Origin of the sequence: Candidatus Methanocrinis alkalitolerans, from assembly GCF_029167205.1 — an archaeon.
Lineage (GTDB): Archaea > Halobacteriota > Methanosarcinia > Methanotrichales > Methanotrichaceae > Methanocrinis > Methanocrinis alkalitolerans.
Map to the genome: position 1 here is coordinate 1 of NZ_JARFPL010000027.1, position 19,754 is coordinate 19,754.

Consider the following 19,754-nt stretch of genomic DNA (forward strand, 5'->3'; position numbering starts at 1 on the left):
ATAGAGAGGAGACGATAGAGAGGAGACGATAGAGAGGAGACGATAGAGAGGAGACGATAGAGAGGAGACGATAGAGAGGAGACGATAGAGAGGAGACGATAGAGAGGAGACGATAGAGAGGAGACGAAAAATTAGACCGAGGAAGGGAGATCAGGAGGACTTCCCCGCCCTCAATACCAGAACAGGCCTTGCACCGTTCTTGGATACCTCGTAGGCGACGCTCCCGACGATGAGCTGTTTCCTCCAACCCTTCCCGTGAGAGCTCATGGCCACCAGGGAGACGTCCTCGTCTTCGGCCGCCGCGATGATCTCCTCGGCGGGTCCGCCGACGGCGATCCTGACGGAGGTCCTGATCCCTGCCTTCTCGAACTCCGCCTTGACGGCGTTGAGCTTCTCCGTCGCCTCCTTCTTCTTGGCGTCGACGTGCTCTTGGCTCTCGCCGCTGGATACTGCGTGGAATAGGACCGCCTCGCGGACGCCCTTCATCCCCTGGATCAAGCCGATCGCCTCGTCGGAGGGCTCGGAGAAGTCCGTGGGGCAGAGGACCTTGGCGGTCAAGACCGGACTGTACTCCTCCAGATCGTCCCCGCCCTCCGGCGTCTTGTAGCGCATGATGAGGAGGTGTTTGTCGCCGTACCTCAATACGTTCTTGGTGACGCCTCCCAGGAATATCTTCTCGACGAAGCCCTTCCCTCGAGGTCCCATCACCAACAGGTCGACCCCCTCCTCGTCGGATACCTCCTGGATCTTCCAGAATATATCCCCCAGCATCGGCTCTGCCCTCTGGATGACCTCCAGCCCCTGGGCTTCCAGAACCTTTGCCTGATCCGCCAGCTTCTTCTTCGCCTCTTCAAGCCTGGCTTGGGGGTCCAAAACCCTGCCCTTCGGATCTGATGGACCGATGACGTTCAGGAGGACGACCCTCTTCACTCCCGGCAATCCGCCGACGCCCTCGAGGACCTTCTGCGAGTAATTAGAGAAATCTGTGGGGACCATAACCGTTTCGAACATCTTTATCATACCTCCTTACGATCTTCTGGATCTTTGCACACCATATACATCGACAGCCGCATACGCAACTCCGATAGCTTATATCCAACCCGTTATATTTCAATCTACCCGTGTGACTACTCCCCGCCCTGAAGGGCGGTGCTTCTAGCTTTTGGCAGAGACTGTAGTCCCAGTCTCAAAATGTTTATCGCCGCATTCTCGTCACGGTCCATGACCGGCCCGCATTGAGGACATCCATGGACCCGATCCGATAGCGACTTCGGCACTTTAAGACCGCACCTGGAACATAGCTGACTTGTGTTTCTGGGATCTACTAGAACCACCATCGAACCGGCGCTCTCAGCCTTGTACGATGTGGTTATCACTAGCATCCTCCAGGCAGCGTCTGATATGCTCTTAGCCAGGCAGTGGTTCTTAAGCATGTTCGTGATACTCAGATCCTCGAAAGCAATCAGCCCGAACCTTTCGACCAGGTTGTGACTGACCTGATGAGCAAAATCGTATCTGCGGTTGGCTATCCGCTCATGGGTCCGCGAGACGACTTTGAGAGCTTTCCTCCTCTCAGGAGTTTCCTTCTCATATTTGGATAGTCGTCTTTGAGCTTTGGCCAACGCCTTCTCCTCAGATCGAAAGAACCGGGGGTTATCGATCTTCTCTCCGTTGGACAACGTAGCGAAACTCTCCAGCCCCACATCGATGCCCGCCATCAACCCATCTTTCCAGGGAGGCTTCGGAGGATCGTCGATCTCCACTGAGAAGCAGGCAAACCATTTTCCGGTCGAAGATCTCCGAACGGTCAACCTCTTGATCTTGCCTTCGATGGGTCGATGGAGCTTGATCTTGATATCTCCGATCTTGGAGAGGTCGAGCTTCCCGAAAGACAGTCTGAATCCCAGCTGTGGATAGGTGAACGAATCGTACCATCCTTTCCCCTTGAACCTGGGATACCCCGGGATCTCTCCTGCTTTGACCCTTCGGAAGAACGCTTTAAAGGCCAGATCTACCCGTTCTTGGACGTTCTGGAGGGTCTGAGAGAATACCTCCTTCAGTTCTGGTTTGTTTTTCTTCCACTCTGGCAGCAAGTAGTGAGTCTCATACTTAGATATGGATTTGCCTTCTTGTTCGAAAGAGTTTTTCCGATATGCTAAAGTCTCGTTATAGGTCCATCTGCACAGCTCCAAGGTCTCTTCCATCTTAGACCGCTGTGCTTTTGTCGGATAGATCCTATATTTGAAGGCTTTAAGCATTATACTCACTTATGCTGCTATGGTATTTAAAGATTCATAGCTTAAGGCGGGGTACGATTCATCCCCGGCCCGAAGACCGGAGTTTTCTCTACCCCTGCACCCCGCCACTATAAAACCGAACTCTAGGTTTTGAATGGTGAAGGAGAAATCGATATCAAGAAAGGTAAATTGGTGCGGGGGATGGGATTCGAACCCACGAACTCCTGCGAGACAAGGCCCTCAACCTTGCGCCTTTGACCTGGCTTGGCAACCCCCGCCCATGGGGTTTATCGTTACGTCCTTTTGCGCCTATTACGCGAGGCCGCTCAGCTGTTGGCTCAGCGATGACGCTCGCCTCTTGACCTCGGCTGCGGCACCTTCTACGAGGTCTTTTGCAGAGATAGATCCGTCGGTGTCGATCTTCATGACGAAGACGTCCTCTATGGGTACGACCTTTATGGCGCCGACCTCGCACTCGCCGACGCACAGCTTGCAGATGGAACAGCTGGTGGGGTCAGTGACCAGCGGCTTTCCACCGCCCTCTCCCATGACGAGGACGTCCCGGGGACAGACTTCGACGCACTTTTCGCAGCCGTCACACCCTTCGCCGATCTGGATCTCCGGCAGGTTCTTGTAGCCGCACTGGGTTCCAGCCTGCCACTTGGTGTGGACCGTACCCCGGTTGAGAGTGACGGTCCCCTCCAACATCAACTTTTCGCCCTCTCCCAGGATCGCGATGGGTATCTTCTCGAAGGCGACCTTCACCCCGGCGTCCCCGAACCTCAGGTCTTTGGAGTGGACGGTGCAGGGACCCTCTGCCGAAAGGGTCATCCCCACCTGGCAGCCGGGACAGCCCGCGCCGCCGCAGTCGCACTCTTCGGGAACCGAGAAGAGGCCCAGGTCGTCAGCTTTGATGGAGACCAGCCCCAGCCTCAGGGAGAGCTGCTCGTCGAAGAGGACCGAAGTATTGTCATAAATACTTATCTCATCGATGGCCAGGGAGGGCACCTCCGCCATGCATGCCCTCCTTATGGCGTTGGCGAAGGCTGGAGAGACGCCCCTCAGAATGAACCTTGCCCGGCCCTCCGAAAGCTCGATCAGTTCCACCTGCAAAGCTTACACCCGTCTGCCCCTGCGTCCGCCGGAGGGCTTGGTCCCGTCGTGGGGTATGGGGGTCACGTCCTCGATCCTGCCTATCTTCATCCCGGCCCTGGCAAGAGCCCTTATGGCCGCCTGAGCTCCGGGACCCGGTGACCTCTGCCGGTTTCCACCGGGGGCCCTGACCCTGACGTGGACGCCCATGATCCCGTTGGCCATCGCCTGCTCGGCGATCTGGCCCGCCATCTGCATCGCAGTATAGGGCGAACTCTCGTCTCTTGCGGCCTTTACCACCATCCCGCCCGAGACCTTGGCGATCGTCTCCGCGCCGGTGAGGTCGGTTATGGTGATGATGGTGTTGTTGAAGGAGGCGTATATGTGGGCTACGCCCCATTTTCCTTCTGCCATGTTTATCCTTCCACCTTGAGTATTCTGGTGGCCCTCTCAGGGTGAGCCTCCTGAGCCATGGGCGAACCGATGTAGTAATCGATGGTCATCTCTTCGCCACGCCTGACGTAATAGCCGGGGACGGTCACCTTCCGCCCGGTGATCTTTATGTGGCCATGAGTTATGAACTGACGGGCCTGTCGGAGGGACTTGGCGAGCCCCTGACGGTAGACCTGAGTCTGGAGCCTCCGTTCCAGAAGATCCTCCACCTTCATGGAGAGGACGGAGTCGAGATCCCCATCATCCTTCAGCATCCCGTAGTTCTTGAGGTGCTCCAGCACGTCATTTGCCTTAGCGTCGAGGCCGGTCTCACCACGGGTCGTAGCTGCCAGAATCTGACGGCTTACACGCCGGTACTTTCTGATGAGGCTCTGGGCCTTCCAGACCTCTCGCTTGTTTCGCAGGCCGTAGTTCTTGACGAGCTCCACCTCCTGAGCCATCCTGTCGGCCTCCCAGGGGTGGCGCGGCGTATCGTAACTCTTCCTACATTTACCAGGATATCCCATAAAAACCCGCCTCCATCACTTCTTCTTCCTGCTGACGCCGACGGTGGCTCCCCTTCGACCGGTGGACCTGGTCTTCTGCCCTCGAACACGCAGACCGCGCTCGTGCCGGATCCCCCTGTAGCTGCGGGTCTTTCTGATGATGTCCATCTCTTCCCTCTGGGTGAGGAGCAGGTCCGTTCCCATCACGTGTTTATCTTCGCCGGTGAGGAGGTCCATTCTCCGGTTCTTCATCCAGACGGGGAGGTGATCCTGAGCCGACTCCACGATCTCTCGGAGCTTGGATATCGTCTCGTCTGAGAGCATGCCGAGGGTCTCGGTGGGGTCGATCTCTGCCTTCTGGGCCAGGAGGCGGGCGTTGCGCCTGCCCATCCCCTTGATGCCGGTGAGCGCCATCTGAACCTGCTGATGACCGTTGAGGTCGGAGTTCATTATGCGCACTATATGTTTCAGCTCTTCATTCTCTTCTGCCAAATTATTCCTCCAGAAATCTGAGGCCTCCGGGTTGATCTTCGCAGGCCCTCTGGAGCAGCCCCGGATCATAGTCCGACGCCGCCCACGCATCGGCTCCGCGCCGATGGGGCGATTTTAACCGCAAACGCCAATCCAAGCGAGAGATTCACTACTGGTACATAAGACTTATGGAGGAGCTCGCTTCTGCCTACTCGCCTACCTGAACCCGGCAGCCGATTCCGGCCATATCCTCGAAGAAGCCGGGATACGAGACGGAGACGGACTCTGCCGTATCTATCCTGGTATCCCCAGCGACAAGCCCCGCCACCGTCAGGGCCATAACGATCCTGTGGTCGTGGTGACCGGAGACCCTGGCCCCCTCGAGCTTCCCGCCTTTTATGACAAGACCGTCGGCCCTCTCCTCTATATCCGCCCCCATCTTCGACAGCTCCACCGCCATGGCAGAGAGCCGGTCCGTCTCCTTGTGGCGGACGTGCTCTGCGTTCTTTACCACCGTCCTTCCTCTCGCAAGAGAGCCCAGGACCGCTATGGTGGGGACCAGGTCCGGGGTGAGGCTCGCGTCCACCTCGACCCCCTCGAGATCTCCCCCTTCGATGGTGAGGTCCCCTTCGTCCTCTTTCCAGGAGATCTTCGCTCCCATCTCCCGGAGGATGGTGACGATCGCCGAGTCGCCCTGCTTTGAGGGGCGCAGCCCCCGGACAACGAGGCGCGAACCGGTAACCGCCGCCGCCGCCAGCAGGTAAGAGGCGGAGGAGAAGTCGCCGGGGACGGTGTACCTCTCAAGCCGGTAGCTCTGGCCCCCCGGAACGAAGAACCTCCCGAAATCGGTCTCAACCTTCGCCCCCGCCTCCTCCAGCATCTCCAGGGTGATCTCGGCGTAGGGACGGGACTTAAGCTCTCCATCGATGACGATCTCGGAGTCCTCTTCGGCGAGGGGGCAGGATATGAGGAGGGCAGAGAGGAACTGGGAGCTGACCCTCCCGTCGAGGATCGTCCTCCCCCCCCGGATCCTTCCCCGGACCACCAGGGGAGCGCAGTCGTTCTTCTTTATCGAGAAAGCCTCGGCCCCAAGATCGCAGAGGGATTTTAAGAGGGGGCCGTTGGGCCTGCGCCTGATGGAGGCGTCTCCGGTGAGGACGGCCCCATCGGTGAGGGCCGCCACCGCGGAGATGATCCGCAAGGTAGTCCCCGAGTTATCGACGTCGATCACGTCGTCGGGGGTCACCGGCCTTCCTCTGACCCCGGCGACGAGCAGCTCTTCTTCCCCCTCTATCCCGGCCCCCAGGGCCTCAGCGGCGGCGATGGTGGACCTGGTGTCGGCGGAGAGGAGCGGCCGCTTCACCGAGCCGCCGGTTCCCAGGGCAGAGATGGTGATCGCCCTGTGGGTGTAGCTCTTGGATGGCGGGACCGCCACCTCCCCCGAGACCTGCGAGCGCTCAACAGATGCTATCATCGGGTATAGAGTGGGCTGGTGAGTATAAAAAATCGAGGTCTTTGAGGGATTAGGGATGCGACCCTTTGATCAACTTCCCGATATCGCCCTCGTGATCCCGGTGACATCTTCGAGGGTCAGCTCCTGGGGCCTCTTGTCCAGAAGGGCGGGTTCGATGCGCGAGAGAGCATCGGAGGAGACGTTAGCAGCTGCCAGGGACCTGCTCACCTTCTTCCGCCTCATGGAGAAGAGAGCCCGGGTTAGATCGAAGAAGATCCTCTCGTCGACGGGTATCGGCGTCTTTCGCGGCCGGAGGCGGACGATCGCCGACTCGACCTGAGGGCGCGGCCGGAAGGCGGTCCGGGGCACCCGCTCCAGGATCTCGGCCTCGGCCCGGAAGGAGACGTTGAGGGTGAGCCTCCCGTACTCTCCGCTCCCGGGGGAGGCGACGATCCTCTGGGCGAACTCCCTCTGGTACATCAAAACCGCGAGATCAAAGGGCCTCTCCAGAAGCCTGAAGGTGATCATCGAGGAGATCTGATATGGGAGGTTAGATACTACCTTGTTGTAATCGGGGAGGGGGACCTTAAGGGCGTCGCCTTTCGTCACCGCGACGTTCGGATAACGCCCTTCCAGGTCTGAGGCGAGGACCGGGTCGACCTCGATTGCATAGACCTTCCCCGCCCTGGCGGAGAGGACCTCTGTGAGGTTTCCGGTCCCGGGCCCGATCTCCAGCACCCTGTCCTCCCCGGTGAGGGATGCATAATCGCCGATCCGGGCGAGGACCCTCCGGTCGACGAGAAAATGTTGACCGAGCTTCTTCACACCCCTCGTCCCCCTCGAAAGATCAGTCATCCAAAAATCGGTGATCCAAAAATCCGTCTTCGGAGATCCGCGACCCCATCGTCCGGGAGCGACGATTCATCTTCGGCGCGGCTCGGCGGTGAAGATCCGGTACTTGATCCGGTCGTCGGCGATCTCGTCCTCGATCCTCTTAGCCAGAAGCTTCTCGGGGTTGTAGATCCCCTTCACCCGGTCGGAGAGGTCTTGAAAGCTCTTGAAGGGGCCTTTCTTCCTTTCGTTGAGGACCGCCCACATCAGCTTCTTGCCGATGCCGGGGAGGAGCTCCAGGGCGTGCATCCTGGTGGTCAGGGGTCCGGCCTCGTTGAAGAACCGGAGGTAGTAAGCCTCCTTCTCCAGGACTATCTTCTGGAGGGCGTAGGGGAGTTCCACCTTCGCCCCTGAGGATAGCTCCTCGTAGCCTATCCTCCGGTTGACCCGATCTACCACCGGTCGATCTCTGCCGATGAGCGCCACCTTGACGCCGATATCCGGTACGGCTCCCTCCTTCGGGGCCATCTCCATCAGGACGAAGTCCCTCTCGCCGACCCCCTGGATGATGGGCCTCTTCTGATATCTGCCCATGGAGTCGGAGACGTGGCCGTAGGGCAGGTAGTCCAGGACCCAAGCCGTCTCTTCGCGCCGTGGAGGCCTCTCCGAAGTCATCTTCTATCCCCTCGATGGAACCCTCACCCTCTCAGAACTACATCGAGGATGGCATCGAGATCCTCGTCTGATAGGGTGAACCGCTCTTTTGCGTAGATGGCCCTGATCTCGTCTTTGGTCTTCGGCCGGACGTCGACGATCTTCGTTGCGATCTCCGGGTTGATCTTCTCAAGCCCCATCAGCTCTTCGATCATCCTGTGGCCCTCCTCGGCCTCTCCCTCTGAGAAGATCTCGGCGTGTTTGATCGCCCTACGCAGCTCGTAGCCCAGCTCCTCCGGCTCCTCCGCCCTCCTGAGCCTGATCTCCACCAGGGCCTCCTTCACCTCAGCGAGGGTCATGAGCTCTTCGCTCAAAATTTTTTTAACGATCATCTCAATTCTGGGGTTTCAGGTGTTCCGGGAGGGATATAACCATCTTTCTGGCGTTTCCGTCCCTCACTTCCAGGAGGTAAGCCCTCCCCCTCCGGCCCAAGACCTTCCCGGTCTTTCCGTGGAACTTGGGGTTTGGCATCCCCCTGTGTATGCTCGGGTCCAGGACGATGTGTACCATAGCTCCGTCGTCGAAGTTCTGGATCGCCCTGCTGACGGGGGATATCCCCCGCGCTCTGACCGACTTGCTCAGCCTGTCTCTAGTCCGTTTTCGTACTCCGTGTGATTTGGGCATCTGCCTCTCCACCTACGTTAATTACGTCCAGCTCTGCCACCCTAGCCGGGATTCCGAGAAGTCCCGAAAGGCTCGGCTTCGTCCTCCCGTCGTCTCCGGATACCAGTTCCTTTACGTAAAGGCCGCTCGTCCCCATGAGGGTCATCTTCGCGGCCTTGCCGGAGAGCTCATCGAGCCGGAGGTCGAGGACCTCCCTCCTCCTGACCCTGTCTGCCCTCCGGTGAGAGACCCGGGTTGGCGTCCGCTGTTCAACCAAGCCGATCAGTTTGTCAAGAACTGATTTAAGCTTTTCTTCTGTCACCTCTTCCTCGAATTCCACCAGCATCGAGTAAGTCTTCTCGAAGGGGACGGTCTTCAGGTGCTCCACCATCCCCTTTTCTGTGAATTCGAGGCCGTCGACTTCCACTTTTCCCGCGGCACGCCGGTTGATCTCCTCTTGGAGGCGGGATAGGTCCAGGGTCCTGATCCGGGGAAAGGCCGCCTCCACCACGAAGGGCCTCCCGGTCCCCAGCATCCTGGCGTCGATATCCTCCCTCCCCGAGCCGTGAAAGACTGTGTCCTCGCACCTCGACGCCTCGATTATCGGGTCACGTATCAGCTCGTCCACCGACTCAGAGTACCTCCTGCCGGTGAAGTTGCAGCTCTCGCAGCCGGTCCCTCCGCATTCGCGGCAGGGCCATCTCGTCTGGGGGATGCCCCGGACAAGCTTTCGGTACCTTCCGCTGATGTACAGAGATGATACCTGGACGTAGACCCCTCCTCCATCCAGGTCCAGGACCACCAGGACGTCGGGAGAGGTGAAGCTGGTGGTCTTTTTAGTCCTCGCGGCGATCCTCTTTCCCACCTCCCGGTTCAGCTCGGACTTCATGGGCTCGGCGTATCTCGACCCTCCGTCCGCCATAATCAGCTCCTCGTTCTCGGCGAGGAGGCCGCTCATCCTGGTGCCTACGAGGAAGGTCTCGTGCTCGAGGTGGCGTAGCTCCCTCTCTGCGGCCTCAGCCCAGCGGTCGAGCCTCTCCGGCTCCATCTCCCCGAGGCAGACCGAGCACCGTTCCTCCTCCCCTTCAAACCCCAGCTTCAGCCTTGCGGATCTTGAGCTTGGGGCGAGCTCCTTGAGGATCTCCTCCCCCGATCCGTCCAGGGACCCGGCCATGGAGAGGAAGGTCTTGATCGACCTCCCCCGTTCCGCATTCGTCAAGCCCGTAGAGAGCATCGCGAACTGCCGCCCAAGACAGCTGTCGCAGATGGGGCCGAGGCGCAGGATCCTCCTGGCCACCTCCACGATCATCGCGATGCCGTTCTCCGTATCATCGGTCTTCATGTCGACGTTTATCCCTCTTTCATTTCGTCCATCTTTCGTCCCTCGGCCCCATTTCGTCAGGAGCGACGGGGCCATCTCGAACGATCGGCTCGTTCCTATCGAGCTCGTTATTTATAAGAACTATGCAGTGGTCTGCGTGGAGGCTCTTGGGCCCCACCGAGACCGTCTTCGTCCCCAGCCCTTCGAGGAATGCCTCGTCCTCCTCCGATAAGCCGATGTGGTCTCCGAGGACGAAGGTTCCGTCAGATGCCAGAGCCTCGCCCCGATGGTCAGATCCGTCCTCTCTTAAATAGTAGGCCGTCTCATCGCCGCGGGGCAGGAGGTCTGCGAGGTCTCCTGCCCGGACGAAGATCCCCGGGGTCGACCTCCGCCACTGTGAGTCCGCCTCCAGAGCTAGGGCCTTCTTCAGGAGAGCCGCCGTCGTCCTCTCGTCGGGGTTGAGGTGGCGCAGCTCTCCTCCCAGGAGGTGGACCGTCTTGGGGCATGGGCCTTTGCGCAATATCAAGTAGACCTCCACGTCCCTTCTTATCCCGTGGGATAGGACGAAGGCGGAGTTGATGCACCGGCAGAGGATGTCGAGCCTTCCGGAGGTTCCGGGGATGTCCTCCAGGGAGAAGTCGGGGGTCGTCGTCGCGAGGTTTCCCACCACTACGAAGGTTCGCATGGGAGGGGGATGGGGGGGCGGGGTAGATCCGCTTTTCGTCTCGGAAGCTCCTATGAAGGCGCTGGGGCAGAAAGTCGCCATATTGCGGCATCATCTATATATTCAAAGACCCAATTGAAGGTGGTGATCCTTTGAAGAAGATATTGCTTCTGACGGCCCTCTTCTCCACCCTCGCCTTCTTCCTGGCCGGCACGTCCCTCGCCCAGGAGACGGGCAGGGAGATGCTGATACAGGACAGCGGCAACGAGACGATAGTTAACGTGGATACCTATCGTATCCCGGGATATCTAAAGGTTGCAGAAGCAGTGAAGTTCACCCCGCCTAGGCAGAGCTGGACCCTAGAAGCGGTTCACATCCTAAGCTTAGTCCCATATGAAGAGAACGATACGCTTCCAGATGATCAGATAATATCTATGGAGATCAGGGACGAGAACCTGAACCTCCTCTACAGGTTCACCGATTCTCATCTCCCTTATTTTACCAATCAGGGAGATCCGATTGTGGGGGTCATTGAAGTTCCCTCCTTGCCGATAAGCGGCGATTTCTATGTATGTTTCTACGATCGAGGAGCTGTAGCAGTAGGAGTAGACTTTGACGAGGTAGAAGGCAACTCGTACTACTACAATATGCAGACAGGCGAGCTCTTTCTCGCTGAAATTGCGATCAATGAAACTGAAGAATTTGTGCCTGTAAACTGGATCATAAGAGCCCTTGGACACTGAAAAAAGCCGGGCGGCCGCTCAACATGTCTCAGAGAATTTTCGGATCGTGCGTCTGCCTCGGCGGGATGCCGGGGATAGGAAACGTCGGAAAGGTGGCGGCGGACTTCATCGGCGCAGCCCTGGACTGCATCACATTTCAGCTGATGGTATCCACGGGGTTTCCGCCGGAGGTCCCCGTGGAGGACGGGATCGCCAGAGCCCTCCAGGTGGAGCTGAAGGCCCCCGAGGGGAGGGACGACATCCTCATCCTCGGGGGCGACGCCCAGCCCCTGAAGCCGCCTCACATGTACAACCTGGCAGGAGAGCTCCTCACCGTCCTTGCAGCCTACGAGGTGACGGATTTGGTGACCCTCGCAGCCTACGTCGGAACCTCTGACGAGAAGGTCTTTGGGGTCGCCACAGACCCCGACCTCGCCCGGGCCCTTGAAGATAACGGGGTCGCCCTCCTCCGAAACGGGGTCATCGGCGGCTTAAACGGCATCCTCGTGGGCCTCGCCCCGCAATACGGGATCCGGGGCGTCTGCCTCATGGGGAAGACCGACGGCGAACGGGCCGTAGACCTCGCCGCCGCCGAGACCCTCATCGGGGCGGCGAGCGACCTTCTGGACCTGGACCTCCCCGCCGAGATCGTCGGCTGGACCCTCCAGGAGGTGTCGGAGGATGAAGAGGAGGCTGGGGCGAAACGCCCCCCTCGGCGCCAGGAGGACGATCGCGCAGGGTACGGATAGAATATATGTCGGGGACTCTCTGGCAGTAAGCCCCCTAGACCGCCCTCACCACCAGGGTCCCCTGGGCAACCCCCACCTCCGCGGAGACGGGCTCGCACTTTGCCCTCATGACGTAGATGAGCCTCCCTTTCAGCATATCGTCGAACTCGGTCATCGTCTCGAAGTTCCCCATCCCCTTGGCGATGACGAGGAAGTCTTCGTCTTTTAGGAGGCGGAGGAGCTGGGGCCTTACATTCTCCAGGGATAGGCCGATGACGGGGCCCGTCGGCTCCATGGGATGGTCTGTCATCTCCTCCAGCTCATCGGCGGTGACGTCGTTTAAGATGGGTCCCGTCTTGGGGCCGATGACGACCCTCTTTTCCATGGCGAGGAGCCTGTCGATGACGAAGAGGTCGAAGACGATCTCCCCGGCGTTGTCGGTGAGGTAGAGGATATCCTCGAACCGGTTTATGCGGAGCCGGGCCTCCTCCAGGTCGCCGTCGAAGTTCTCGCTCAGGGTGTCGAGGAAGACCTCATCGAAGGAGTCGACGTCGAATTCGTGCCCCTTCACCCCCCACTCCATGGAGTTGGCGGCGGCGGCGATCCTGATCAGCGCCTCGAGCTTGTCCTCCGACTCCTCATAAAACCGTCTTGCAAGAGGTATAAGCTCCCTGGCGACCCGGTTGCTCTCGGCCTTCATATCTCGATAGGGGTCGGGGTTTTTGCTCCTCCTCTTCATGATCTCTTCCCTCTCTGTTCCCACCACCGAGGGGACAACTCCCTTGTGGAGGGCCATGAAGTCGAGGAGCTCCTCCATCGCCTCTCTCTTCTCCCGGTCGTCGCAGAAGAGTATGTCTGCCTCGAACTTCGCCCGGTCGAGGATGCAGCTGTAGCAGCTGGAGGCCATCTTCACCGCCGATCACCTCCCCGCCAGGACCGCTATCACTTCTGGTATCGCCTTCGAGGCGACGTCGGGGACCGACCCGCCGCTGAGGACGAATACGATCCCCCTCTCGCCACAGGCCTCCTTTATGATCCTCGCCATCTTGGGGTAGACGGCGCTGGAAAGCTCGAAGCCGCCGTAGTCATCGGCGTGGGAGTCGTGGCCGAATATGACAAAGCAGATCTGAAAGTCGAATTCCTTGGCCATATCCATGGCGGCGGATAGCACCCTCAGGAACGTCTCGTCATCGGCGTCAAAGCCGATCCCTATGTCGTGGTTCCTCCTCTTATCGTCGAAGTTCGAGCTCTCCTGGTGGTTGAAGTTGACGTGGTAGACGTCTGGGTCGTCGCCGAAGAAGTTCCTCGTCCCGTCCCCGAAGTGGGGGTCGACGTCGACGATCAGAAACCTCTCAAGGCCCATATCCCGGAGGTTCGATATGGCGATGGCGACGTCGTTATAGTAGCAGAACCCCCAGCAGCTGCCGGGGCTGGCGTGGTGGCCGGCGGTCCCGGTGTAGGCGAAGCTCCTCTCAGCCTCGCCCTTCGCCACCATCTCCGAGGCCTTGAGGACCGACCCCACTGAGAGGAGGGCGACGTCATGGTACATCCGGTTGTAGGACTCGGCCTTCATGGCTTCCATATGCTCCGGGGTATGGGCCCTCTCGACGAGGGAGAGGGGTGCGGCCTCGGCCGAAAAGACCTGGACGTCCTCCCCTTCGAGAAGCCCCGATCTCCTCAGGGCTTCAAAAGAGGGTTTTATCCGGGGCCTGAGGACGCTGTGCCCCTTCGACCCGAAATCCTCGTGATAGATGACGGCTACCTTCATGAGGGTTAGCTCTCCCATCGACCTTATAAAACGTTCCCATCTCTGCCGCTAGATCTGGGAGTACCTGGGATACCTCTCCAGGAGCATCCCCTCGACGACTATCGGCATATCCCGAAGGGTATCGTTGGCCGCCCTCTGGACCTCCCAGTCTTTGCTGGAGTATATCGTCAAGAGAGGCTCTCCCTTCTTCACCACCTGACCCATCTTCTTGTGGATCAGGACCCCTGCCTTCTTGTCGGCGGGTGCGCCGGCGTTCCTCGCTATCTCGACGATCCTCTTGTTGTCGAAGGAGATTATGTAGCCGTTCGTCGGGGCGTGGATGTCCTGAGAGCATTCGCCGATCTCGATATCGTCGCTCTTGACGGCGGGATCGCCCCCTTGCGCCTCGATGATCTCCATCATCTTCTGGTGGGCTTTGCCGCTGGTGAGGATCCTCTCGGCCATCGCCCTCCCCTCGCCCCGGGCGGCGACGCACCCCATCCCGGCGGTGCACCCGATCTCCAGGAGGATTCCGGCGAGGGACAGGCTCTTCTCCCGGAGGCTGTTGGGCCCCTGGCCGCTCTCCAGCATGGTGAGCGCCTCCTTCACCTCCAGGGCGGGGCCCACCGTCCTTCCCACAGGCGATCCGCCGAAGGTCATGGCGCACTCGACCCTGATCCCCAGCCGATCCCCCAGGTCGATGAGGTCTTTTGCCATGGACCTGCCGTCGGCGGCCGTCGGAAGTTTCGTCCCCGGCCCAACAGGCATGTCCATCACCACCGAGTCGGCTCCCACAGCCCCCTTCTTGGACATGATGGAGGCGAGCATCTGGCTGTAGGGGTCGATGCTGAGGGCGTACTCGGCCTTTATCAGCTTGTCGTCGGCGGGGGCGATGTTCGTCGCCCCGCCCCAGGCGAGGATCCCGCCCACCGATTCCGCAATCTCCTTGATCTCGTCGGCGGAAAACTCCACGGGAGCGAGGATCTCCATCAGGTCCGATGTCCCCCCCGCCCCGGTGATCGCCCGGGAGCTGGTCTTGGGGATGAGAAGGCCTGCCGCTGCGACGATGGGCACCACCAGCAAAGAGACCTTGTTTCCGGGAACTCCTCCTATGCTGTGCTTGTCGACCACGGGATGGGTGTCGAAGTGGATCCGCTCCCCGGTATCGATCATCGCCCTCGTCAGCCACTCCGTCTCCTGAGAGTCGAAGTTTCTTATGTAGAGGGTGGTGAGGTAGGCTGAGATCTCGATGTCGCTCAAGTTGTTATCGACGATGTCCTGGACGATCGTTCTTATCTGGTCCTCGGTGAGGTTCACCTCGTCCATCATCTTCTTGATGTAGCTGATGGAGGCGGGCTTAGGGGCCGGGGCTATGTCCACCTCCTTCGCCTCCCCGATCTTCTGGTGGGCTTCGGTGAAGATCCCCACCGTCCCGGGCTCCACCATCTGGGTGGTGACGTCCAGAATGGCGGTGAAGGAGGCGCCTTTTGCCTTCACCCGCACCCGGTCGGCGGGGTTCATGCCCAGCTCTCTTGCGTCGACCAAGTTCAGCATCACCTTGTACTGTCCGATCTCTATATCGAAGGGGTTGACCTGGAATAACATGTTGAACCTCTCTTCTCCTCTCTTCTCTCGTGCCTTCCAACTTCCATCTATCGGAGCTCAACCCTTAACTAATTCTCCGTCCCGCGGCATCTTCCCTCTTGCGCCAGTCCCGGGATAAAGACTTCAAGCTATCGATCATCTCCGATACGTTCCTCCTCGCCTCGATGTGATCGGTGTTGCAGACGATCCCATACTCCTCCCTCGACTCGATCACCATGACGTCCGCCCCGAATATCGGCCAGGATAGGTCCACAGCAGCCCTTGATATCTCCCGCCAGGTTGAAGGTCTCTCCCGGACGAAGACGGCTGCGATCTCCAGCGCCGAATCGACCCCTTCTCTCAATCCGCCGGAGAGGTCGATCCTCTCCCAGAAGTTGTAGTCGTCCCTCATCTCCGGATAAAGCTCTCTTATCGCCGTCTCGAGGTAGAGGTTGTAGGAGACGGTCCTGGCGGGGTCGAAGGAGAGGGCGCCGCACCTTGCGATCATCTCCAGATTCTCCATCGCCCTCGGAAAGTAGGCAGGAAAGATCTCCCTGTCCGTCCTGCATATGATCCGCTCTATCGCCAGATCGACGAGGACGTTCATCATCTCAAAGACGATCTTGCCGCAGAACTCGCATCCCTGGCCGATCTGGCGTTTCATCACTTTCTCCTCGAAGAGGACGTGGTAGAACTCGTGGAGGAGGGGGTAGGGCTCGGGCTCCGAGAGGTATATTCGATAGCCTTGCCCCTCGTGGACCGTCCTTCCCAGGACGAAGGGCTCCTCTGAGATCTCCACATCCACGTCGACCTCCAGCCTCCAGGCCTTCTTCAGCCCTTCAACGACCTTGGCTAGCCCCTCTCCAGAAGGGTCAGAGATCGGATCCACTCTCCTTTCGCCTCTCTCGTCGTTCCCACCACCAGCCTCGGGCCTTCCCTCGTCTCCTCGACGACCCCCACGGCCTCGATCCTCTCACCCCGAAGGGCCTGGCCTGCGTAGGTGTGGGTGTAGCAGAGGATCGTGGAGATCTCGGGGTGGTCGATCTTGTAGACGGCGGGGTTGTCGAAGGCGAACTTTGCATCCAGGACTACAGCATCGATCTTCCGCCTGCCCGCCTTCTCCCCCGGAGGGAATGGGGGGGCGATCTGGTCCCAGTCCCGGGTGAAGAGGAGGTCGAAGTAGGTCTCGTCCACCACCCCCCGGTTTCCCTTCCTCCTCTCGTGGAGGACGAACTCGTCCCGGCATATCTCCGGCACCCTCTTTCTGTATATCTTATCCCAGGTCGCCTCGTCCAGATCCCGGATCCTGCCGTCCTCTCTCTTGGCAGCCGATATGACGTCCCTTGCCCGCCACCACTCCCTACCGCGGACGAGAAAATCTATGTCGGAGGCCGGCCCCTCAAGCCCCACCAGGAATGAGCCTGTGATTCCCATCTTCTCCACCGGGACCCCGCCGGCTTTCAGGACTGAGACGATCTCTGCGACCCTCTCATCCCGTTCTGCCGCCTTGGAAAGCTCCTCCTCAGGCCTGAAGAGCCGGAGGACGTCCTCCTCGGGGACGACGTGGACGTCCCGGACGTACTCCTGCCTCTCCTTTCGGAGGAAGGCGTAGGCCTCCTCAAAGTCGAGCTTTCGGTATCTTACGCCTCCGGCCTCCCTCTCTCCTACCGGGTCGGGGACGTACCTCAAGATCGACCTGATGCCGTCGGGGTGGTGGTAGTCGACGACGGCGAATATCCAGCCGTCGACGGTCTCGAGGAAGTCCCTGATCCTGGCCCTCATCCCAGGACCTCCCGGACCTTATCCATCCCCGCCCCCTCCCGGATCACCATGCCGGCCGCCAGGTCGACGAGGGTCGATGGGGTCGCAAACCGCGACCTACCCCCATCCAGGACGACGTCGACCGCCTCGGCGATATTCGGGTCCAGCTCCTCGATGCTCGCGGGGGGCGGACGGCCCGAGAGGTTCGCGGAGGTCGAGGTGATGGGGCCTGCAAGGCCGATCAATTCCAGAGCCACCGGATGGTCCGGGAACCTTATCCCCACACGATCCGATCCGGCGGTGACGTTGTCGGGGAGGTATGCGCTCTTCTCGATGAGGACGGTGACCGGACCGGGCAAAAGCTTCCGGAGGATGGGGAGGTCCTCTTCGCCTATCCGGGCGACCCGTCCCATCATATCGAAGCTGGCTACCGCCACCGAGAGGGGCATATTCCGGGGACGGCCCTTGATCTCGAAGACCCGCTCCACCGCCTCGGAGAAATAGACCGAAGCCCCTATCCCGTAGACCGTCTCCGTCGGATAGACGACGGTTCCTCCTTGCGCCAGGACCTTCGCCGTCCGGGCTGCGCTCGTCGTCATCTCTTCTTGATGGAGGCGATGTCGCCGAGGGTGAGGCCGCGTCCGCCTTTACCCGCCCTCCATTCCTCGTCGCTCAATTTGTCTGTCAGCTTTACGTTCAGCTCCCGCTCGAGCTTGATCCTCACCGAGTCCTCGGGGACGATCTCCTGCCTCTCGATCTTCCTGATGAGGGATGCCTTCTCCTTGATCTTCAGCCCCAGCTCCTCGGGGGTGAGGTCCATCCCCTCCCTTCCCTCTTTTACGATCCGGCCGTATTCGGGGACGATCTCGGGCATCTCCCTGAACTCATCGCGACGGGGCCTGGGCTTCGGCGGCGCCCTGAAGGCCCTCTCCTGGGGGATGATCTTCCTCGGCACAGGTGAAAACTTGTCTGTGACCTCTCCAAACCGGGCGCAGTTGTTGCAGACCTGAAGTTCAGATCCGTCGATCACCACCCGTCTTGGCTTGCCGGAGACCTCTGTACCGCATATCTCACACTGCATATTTGCTCAACTCGGAAAAGTTTAATAGCAGTCAACGTTAAATACGCTTTGGAGATCCCATGGACGAATCGCGAGTCGGCGCTGATTTTTCACGCTACCTGATGGACAGGATGCGCCAGCTGGAGGAGAGAAACCTTGCTCTTCGAGAGCAGAAGGACCGGGTGGAGGGCGAAAAGCGGGTCATGGAGAACCAGAAGCTCAAGTTCGAGCGCGAGGTGAGGAAGCTAAGAAGCGAGCTGGAGCGGCTCCGGACCGGCCCTCTGATAGTGGGGACTATATTGGACGTCCTCGACGACAGCCGGGTGGTGGTCAAGAGCAGCACCGGTCCCCGATTCGTCGTAAACGTATCCCAGTTCATAGAAGGAGAGCTTCGGCCCGGTACCAGGGTCGCCCTCAACCAGCAGTCCTTCTCTGTCATGTTCGCCCTCCCCTCATCCCGGGACCCGGCGGTCTTCGGGATGGAGATCGAGGACGCTCCCAACGTCGACTTCGGCCAGATCGGAGGGCTAGAAGATCAGATCTCCCAGATCAGGGAGATCGTGGAGCTCCCCCTCAAGAGGCCCGACCTCTTCGTCAAGGTGGGGATAGAGCCCCCCAAGGGGGTCCTCCTCTACGGCCCTCCCGGGACCGGAAAGACCCTCCTCGCGAAGGCGGTCGCCTGCAGCACCGAGGCGACCTTCCTCCGGGTGGTGGGAAGCGAGCTCGTCCAGAAGTACATCGGCGAGGGTGCGAGGATGGTGAGGGAGCTCTTCGAGCTCGCCCAGAGCAAGGCTCCTGCGATAATATTCGTCGACGAGCTCGACGCCATCGGCTCCCGGAGGATGGACGGGGCGACGAGCGGCGACCGGGAGGTTCAGAGGACCCTGATGCAGCTGTTGGCGGAGATGGACGGCTTCGACCCCCGGGGGGAGGTGAAGCTGATCGCCGCCACCAACAGGCCCGACATGCTCGATCCGGCGCTCCTGCGCCCCGGCAGGTTCGACCGGCTGATATACGTCCCCCTGCCGAACCGGGAGGGGAGGCGTGCGATCCTGGCGATCCATACAGCCTGCATGAACCTCCATCCCGACGTCGACCTCAAGAGGATCGCCGAGGCCGCCGAAGGGGCCAGCGGCGCAGATCTGAAGGCCCTGGCGACGGAGGCGGGGATGTTCGCGATCCGGGAGGAGAGGGACGTCGTCTGCCAAAGGGACTTCGAGCGGGCCCGGTCTAAGATCGCCGACTCCCACGCCGATACGACGAAGGAGGTCTCAGAGGTCGCCTTCGGCCAGTACGCCTGATGGTCCCCGGCGGGCTGGAAGGAAGCGCGACTTTTATCGGCGGGGCCGGCCGCAAAGCCCCGCCTCGGCTTCGAGATGATTGTATATCGTTTATTCTGCCCCCATATCAGATCAGAGGAGGGGTTTTCTTCGGTCACTGATGAAGGCGAGAGGATGAGGATCAGAGGGAAGGTCGCCTCGGGCCTCGGGGAGGGAAAGTACTACATCTCCAGGGAGGGGTACTCGAAGCAGTTCTCCGAGAAGCTGGGATTCACGCCGTCGCCGGGGACCCTGAATTTGAAGCTCGACGAGCCCTTCACCCTCGACGACTCCGAGTCCATCGAGATCGAGGGCTTCTCCGAAGAGGGGAGGTCCTTCGGCGGGTGCAGGTGCCTTCCTGCAGAGATAGGCGGGATGAAGGGGGCGATCGTCCGCCCCGAGAGGACGGGCTATCCAGCGACCCTCATCGAGATCATAGCCCCCGTCAACCTCCGGGAGGCCCTGGGCCTATCGGACGGGGACGTGGTGGTGGTGGCCATCGGATGACG

General features: G+C 60.1%; 24 protein-coding genes and 1 tRNA gene. 4 read left to right on the forward strand and 21 right to left on the reverse strand.

What is annotated here, in order from left to right:
• Positions 1 to 150: 150 nt before the first annotated feature.
• From P0O24_RS08850 to trmY, 14 genes are all read right to left on the reverse strand, one after another.
• Complete coding sequence (locus P0O24_RS08850) at positions 151 to 1,011, reverse strand: universal stress protein (protein ID WP_316969391.1); 861 nt, start codon at positions 1,009 to 1,011, stop codon at positions 151 to 153.
• 116 nt (positions 1,012 to 1,127) lie between these two features.
• Entirely contained in the window at positions 1,128 to 2,258 is a 1,131-nt protein-coding gene (locus P0O24_RS08855; protein WP_316969392.1) for an RNA-guided endonuclease InsQ/TnpB family protein, read from the reverse strand.
• Between the two features lie 169 nt (positions 2,259 to 2,427).
• Positions 2,428 to 2,515 (reverse strand) — tRNA-Leu (locus P0O24_RS08860).
• 34 nt (positions 2,516 to 2,549) lie between these two features.
• Positions 2,550 to 3,344, reverse strand: coding sequence for a DNA-directed RNA polymerase subunit D (locus P0O24_RS08865; RefSeq protein ID WP_316969420.1), 795 nt, complete (start codon positions 3,342 to 3,344; stop codon positions 2,550 to 2,552).
• Between the two features lie 9 nt (positions 3,345 to 3,353).
• Positions 3,354 to 3,743: a 30S ribosomal protein S11 gene (locus P0O24_RS08870; protein WP_316969393.1), complete on the reverse strand. Its 390-nt coding sequence runs from the start codon at positions 3,741 to 3,743 to the stop codon at positions 3,354 to 3,356.
• A gap of 2 nt (positions 3,744 to 3,745) precedes the next feature.
• Complete coding sequence (locus tag P0O24_RS08875; protein WP_316969394.1) at positions 3,746 to 4,288, reverse strand: 30S ribosomal protein S4; 543 nt, start codon at positions 4,286 to 4,288, stop codon at positions 3,746 to 3,748.
• A 15-nt stretch (positions 4,289 to 4,303) separates the two neighbouring features.
• Positions 4,304 to 4,759, reverse strand: a complete 456-nt coding sequence (locus P0O24_RS08880) for a 30S ribosomal protein S13 (protein WP_316969395.1) — start codon at positions 4,757 to 4,759, stop codon at positions 4,304 to 4,306.
• Between the two features lie 187 nt (positions 4,760 to 4,946).
• A complete protein-coding gene (gene aroA / locus P0O24_RS08885; RefSeq protein WP_316969396.1) occupies positions 4,947 to 6,212 on the reverse strand; it encodes a 3-phosphoshikimate 1-carboxyvinyltransferase in 1,266 nt (421 codons plus the stop codon).
• Positions 6,213 to 6,281: 69 nt separating this feature from the next.
• Positions 6,282 to 7,046, reverse strand: a complete 765-nt coding sequence (gene rsmA, locus P0O24_RS08890; RefSeq protein ID WP_316969397.1) for a 16S rRNA (adenine(1518)-N(6)/adenine(1519)-N(6))-dimethyltransferase RsmA — start codon at positions 7,044 to 7,046, stop codon at positions 6,282 to 6,284.
• A 66-nt stretch (positions 7,047 to 7,112) separates the two neighbouring features.
• Entirely contained in the window at positions 7,113 to 7,697 is a 585-nt protein-coding gene (locus P0O24_RS08895; protein WP_316969398.1) for a DUF655 domain-containing protein, read from the reverse strand.
• A gap of 23 nt (positions 7,698 to 7,720) precedes the next feature.
• The gene (locus P0O24_RS08900; RefSeq protein WP_394356759.1) at positions 7,721 to 8,068 is read right to left on the reverse strand and encodes an RNA polymerase Rpb4 family protein; all 348 of its coding nucleotides are present in this window, start codon (positions 8,066 to 8,068) and stop codon (positions 7,721 to 7,723) included.
• 1 nt (position 8,069) lies between these two features.
• Positions 8,070 to 8,360 (reverse strand): 50S ribosomal protein L21e, encoded by a 291-nt coding sequence (locus P0O24_RS08905; protein WP_316969400.1) that lies wholly within the window; start codon positions 8,358 to 8,360, stop codon positions 8,070 to 8,072.
• Positions 8,326 to 9,681, reverse strand: coding sequence for a tRNA pseudouridine(54/55) synthase Pus10 (locus tag P0O24_RS08910; RefSeq protein ID WP_316969401.1), 1,356 nt, complete (start codon positions 9,679 to 9,681; stop codon positions 8,326 to 8,328). Before P0O24_RS08910 ends, P0O24_RS08905 begins: the two co-directional genes overlap by 35 nt.
• A gap of 19 nt (positions 9,682 to 9,700) precedes the next feature.
• Positions 9,701 to 10,345, reverse strand: coding sequence for a tRNA (pseudouridine(54)-N(1))-methyltransferase TrmY (gene trmY / locus P0O24_RS08915; RefSeq protein ID WP_316969402.1), 645 nt, complete (start codon positions 10,343 to 10,345; stop codon positions 9,701 to 9,703).
• Between the two features lie 131 nt (positions 10,346 to 10,476).
• On the opposite strand from trmY, the gene P0O24_RS08920 reads away from it, so the two are divergent.
• A complete protein-coding gene (locus P0O24_RS08920; protein WP_316969403.1) occupies positions 10,477 to 11,067 on the forward strand; it encodes a hypothetical protein in 591 nt (196 codons plus the stop codon).
• Between the two features lie 23 nt (positions 11,068 to 11,090).
• Entirely contained in the window at positions 11,091 to 11,795 is a 705-nt protein-coding gene (locus tag P0O24_RS08925; RefSeq protein ID WP_316969404.1) for a PAC2 family protein, read from the forward strand.
• A 34-nt stretch (positions 11,796 to 11,829) separates the two neighbouring features.
• Here P0O24_RS08925 and P0O24_RS08930 read toward each other — a convergent pair whose 3' ends face one another.
• The 7 genes from P0O24_RS08930 to P0O24_RS08960 all read right to left on the reverse strand — a co-directional run bounded on the left by P0O24_RS08930 (position 11,830) and on the right by P0O24_RS08960 (position 17,947).
• Positions 11,830 to 12,681 carry a damage-control phosphatase ARMT1 family protein gene (locus tag P0O24_RS08930; RefSeq protein ID WP_316969421.1) on the reverse strand — a complete coding sequence of 284 codons (852 nt, stop codon included), beginning with the start codon at positions 12,679 to 12,681 and terminating at the stop codon, positions 11,830 to 11,832.
• A 12-nt stretch (positions 12,682 to 12,693) separates the two neighbouring features.
• Entirely contained in the window at positions 12,694 to 13,542 is an 849-nt protein-coding gene (locus P0O24_RS08935) for an arginase family protein (RefSeq protein ID WP_316969405.1), read from the reverse strand.
• Between the two features lie 48 nt (positions 13,543 to 13,590).
• Positions 13,591 to 15,126, reverse strand: a complete 1,536-nt coding sequence (locus P0O24_RS08940; RefSeq protein WP_316969406.1) for an AMP phosphorylase — start codon at positions 15,124 to 15,126, stop codon at positions 13,591 to 13,593.
• 64 nt (positions 15,127 to 15,190) lie between these two features.
• The gene (locus P0O24_RS08945; protein WP_316969407.1) at positions 15,191 to 15,994 is read right to left on the reverse strand and encodes a hypothetical protein; all 804 of its coding nucleotides are present in this window, start codon (positions 15,992 to 15,994) and stop codon (positions 15,191 to 15,193) included.
• Entirely contained in the window at positions 15,958 to 16,887 is a 930-nt protein-coding gene (locus P0O24_RS08950; RefSeq protein ID WP_316969408.1) for a nucleotidyltransferase domain-containing protein, read from the reverse strand. The genes P0O24_RS08945 and P0O24_RS08950 overlap by 37 nt, the downstream gene beginning before the upstream one ends.
• The gene (locus P0O24_RS08955; RefSeq protein ID WP_316969409.1) at positions 16,884 to 17,465 is read right to left on the reverse strand and encodes an L-threonylcarbamoyladenylate synthase; all 582 of its coding nucleotides are present in this window, start codon (positions 17,463 to 17,465) and stop codon (positions 16,884 to 16,886) included. The genes P0O24_RS08950 and P0O24_RS08955 overlap by 4 nt, the downstream gene beginning before the upstream one ends.
• Positions 17,462 to 17,947, reverse strand: a complete 486-nt coding sequence (locus P0O24_RS08960; RefSeq protein WP_316969410.1) for a multiprotein bridging factor aMBF1 — start codon at positions 17,945 to 17,947, stop codon at positions 17,462 to 17,464. The genes P0O24_RS08955 and P0O24_RS08960 overlap by 4 nt, the downstream gene beginning before the upstream one ends.
• A 59-nt stretch (positions 17,948 to 18,006) precedes the next feature.
• Here P0O24_RS08960 and P0O24_RS08965 point away from each other — a divergent pair, with 59 nt between their 5' ends.
• Positions 18,007 to 19,227, forward strand: a complete 1,221-nt coding sequence (locus P0O24_RS08965; RefSeq protein WP_316969411.1) for a proteasome-activating nucleotidase — start codon at positions 18,007 to 18,009, stop codon at positions 19,225 to 19,227.
• Positions 19,228 to 19,380: 153 nt separating this feature from the next.
• Positions 19,381 to 19,752, forward strand: a complete 372-nt coding sequence (locus P0O24_RS08970; protein ID WP_316969412.1) for a DUF120 domain-containing protein — start codon at positions 19,381 to 19,383, stop codon at positions 19,750 to 19,752.
• The last annotated feature ends 2 nt before the right edge of the window (positions 19,753 to 19,754 follow it).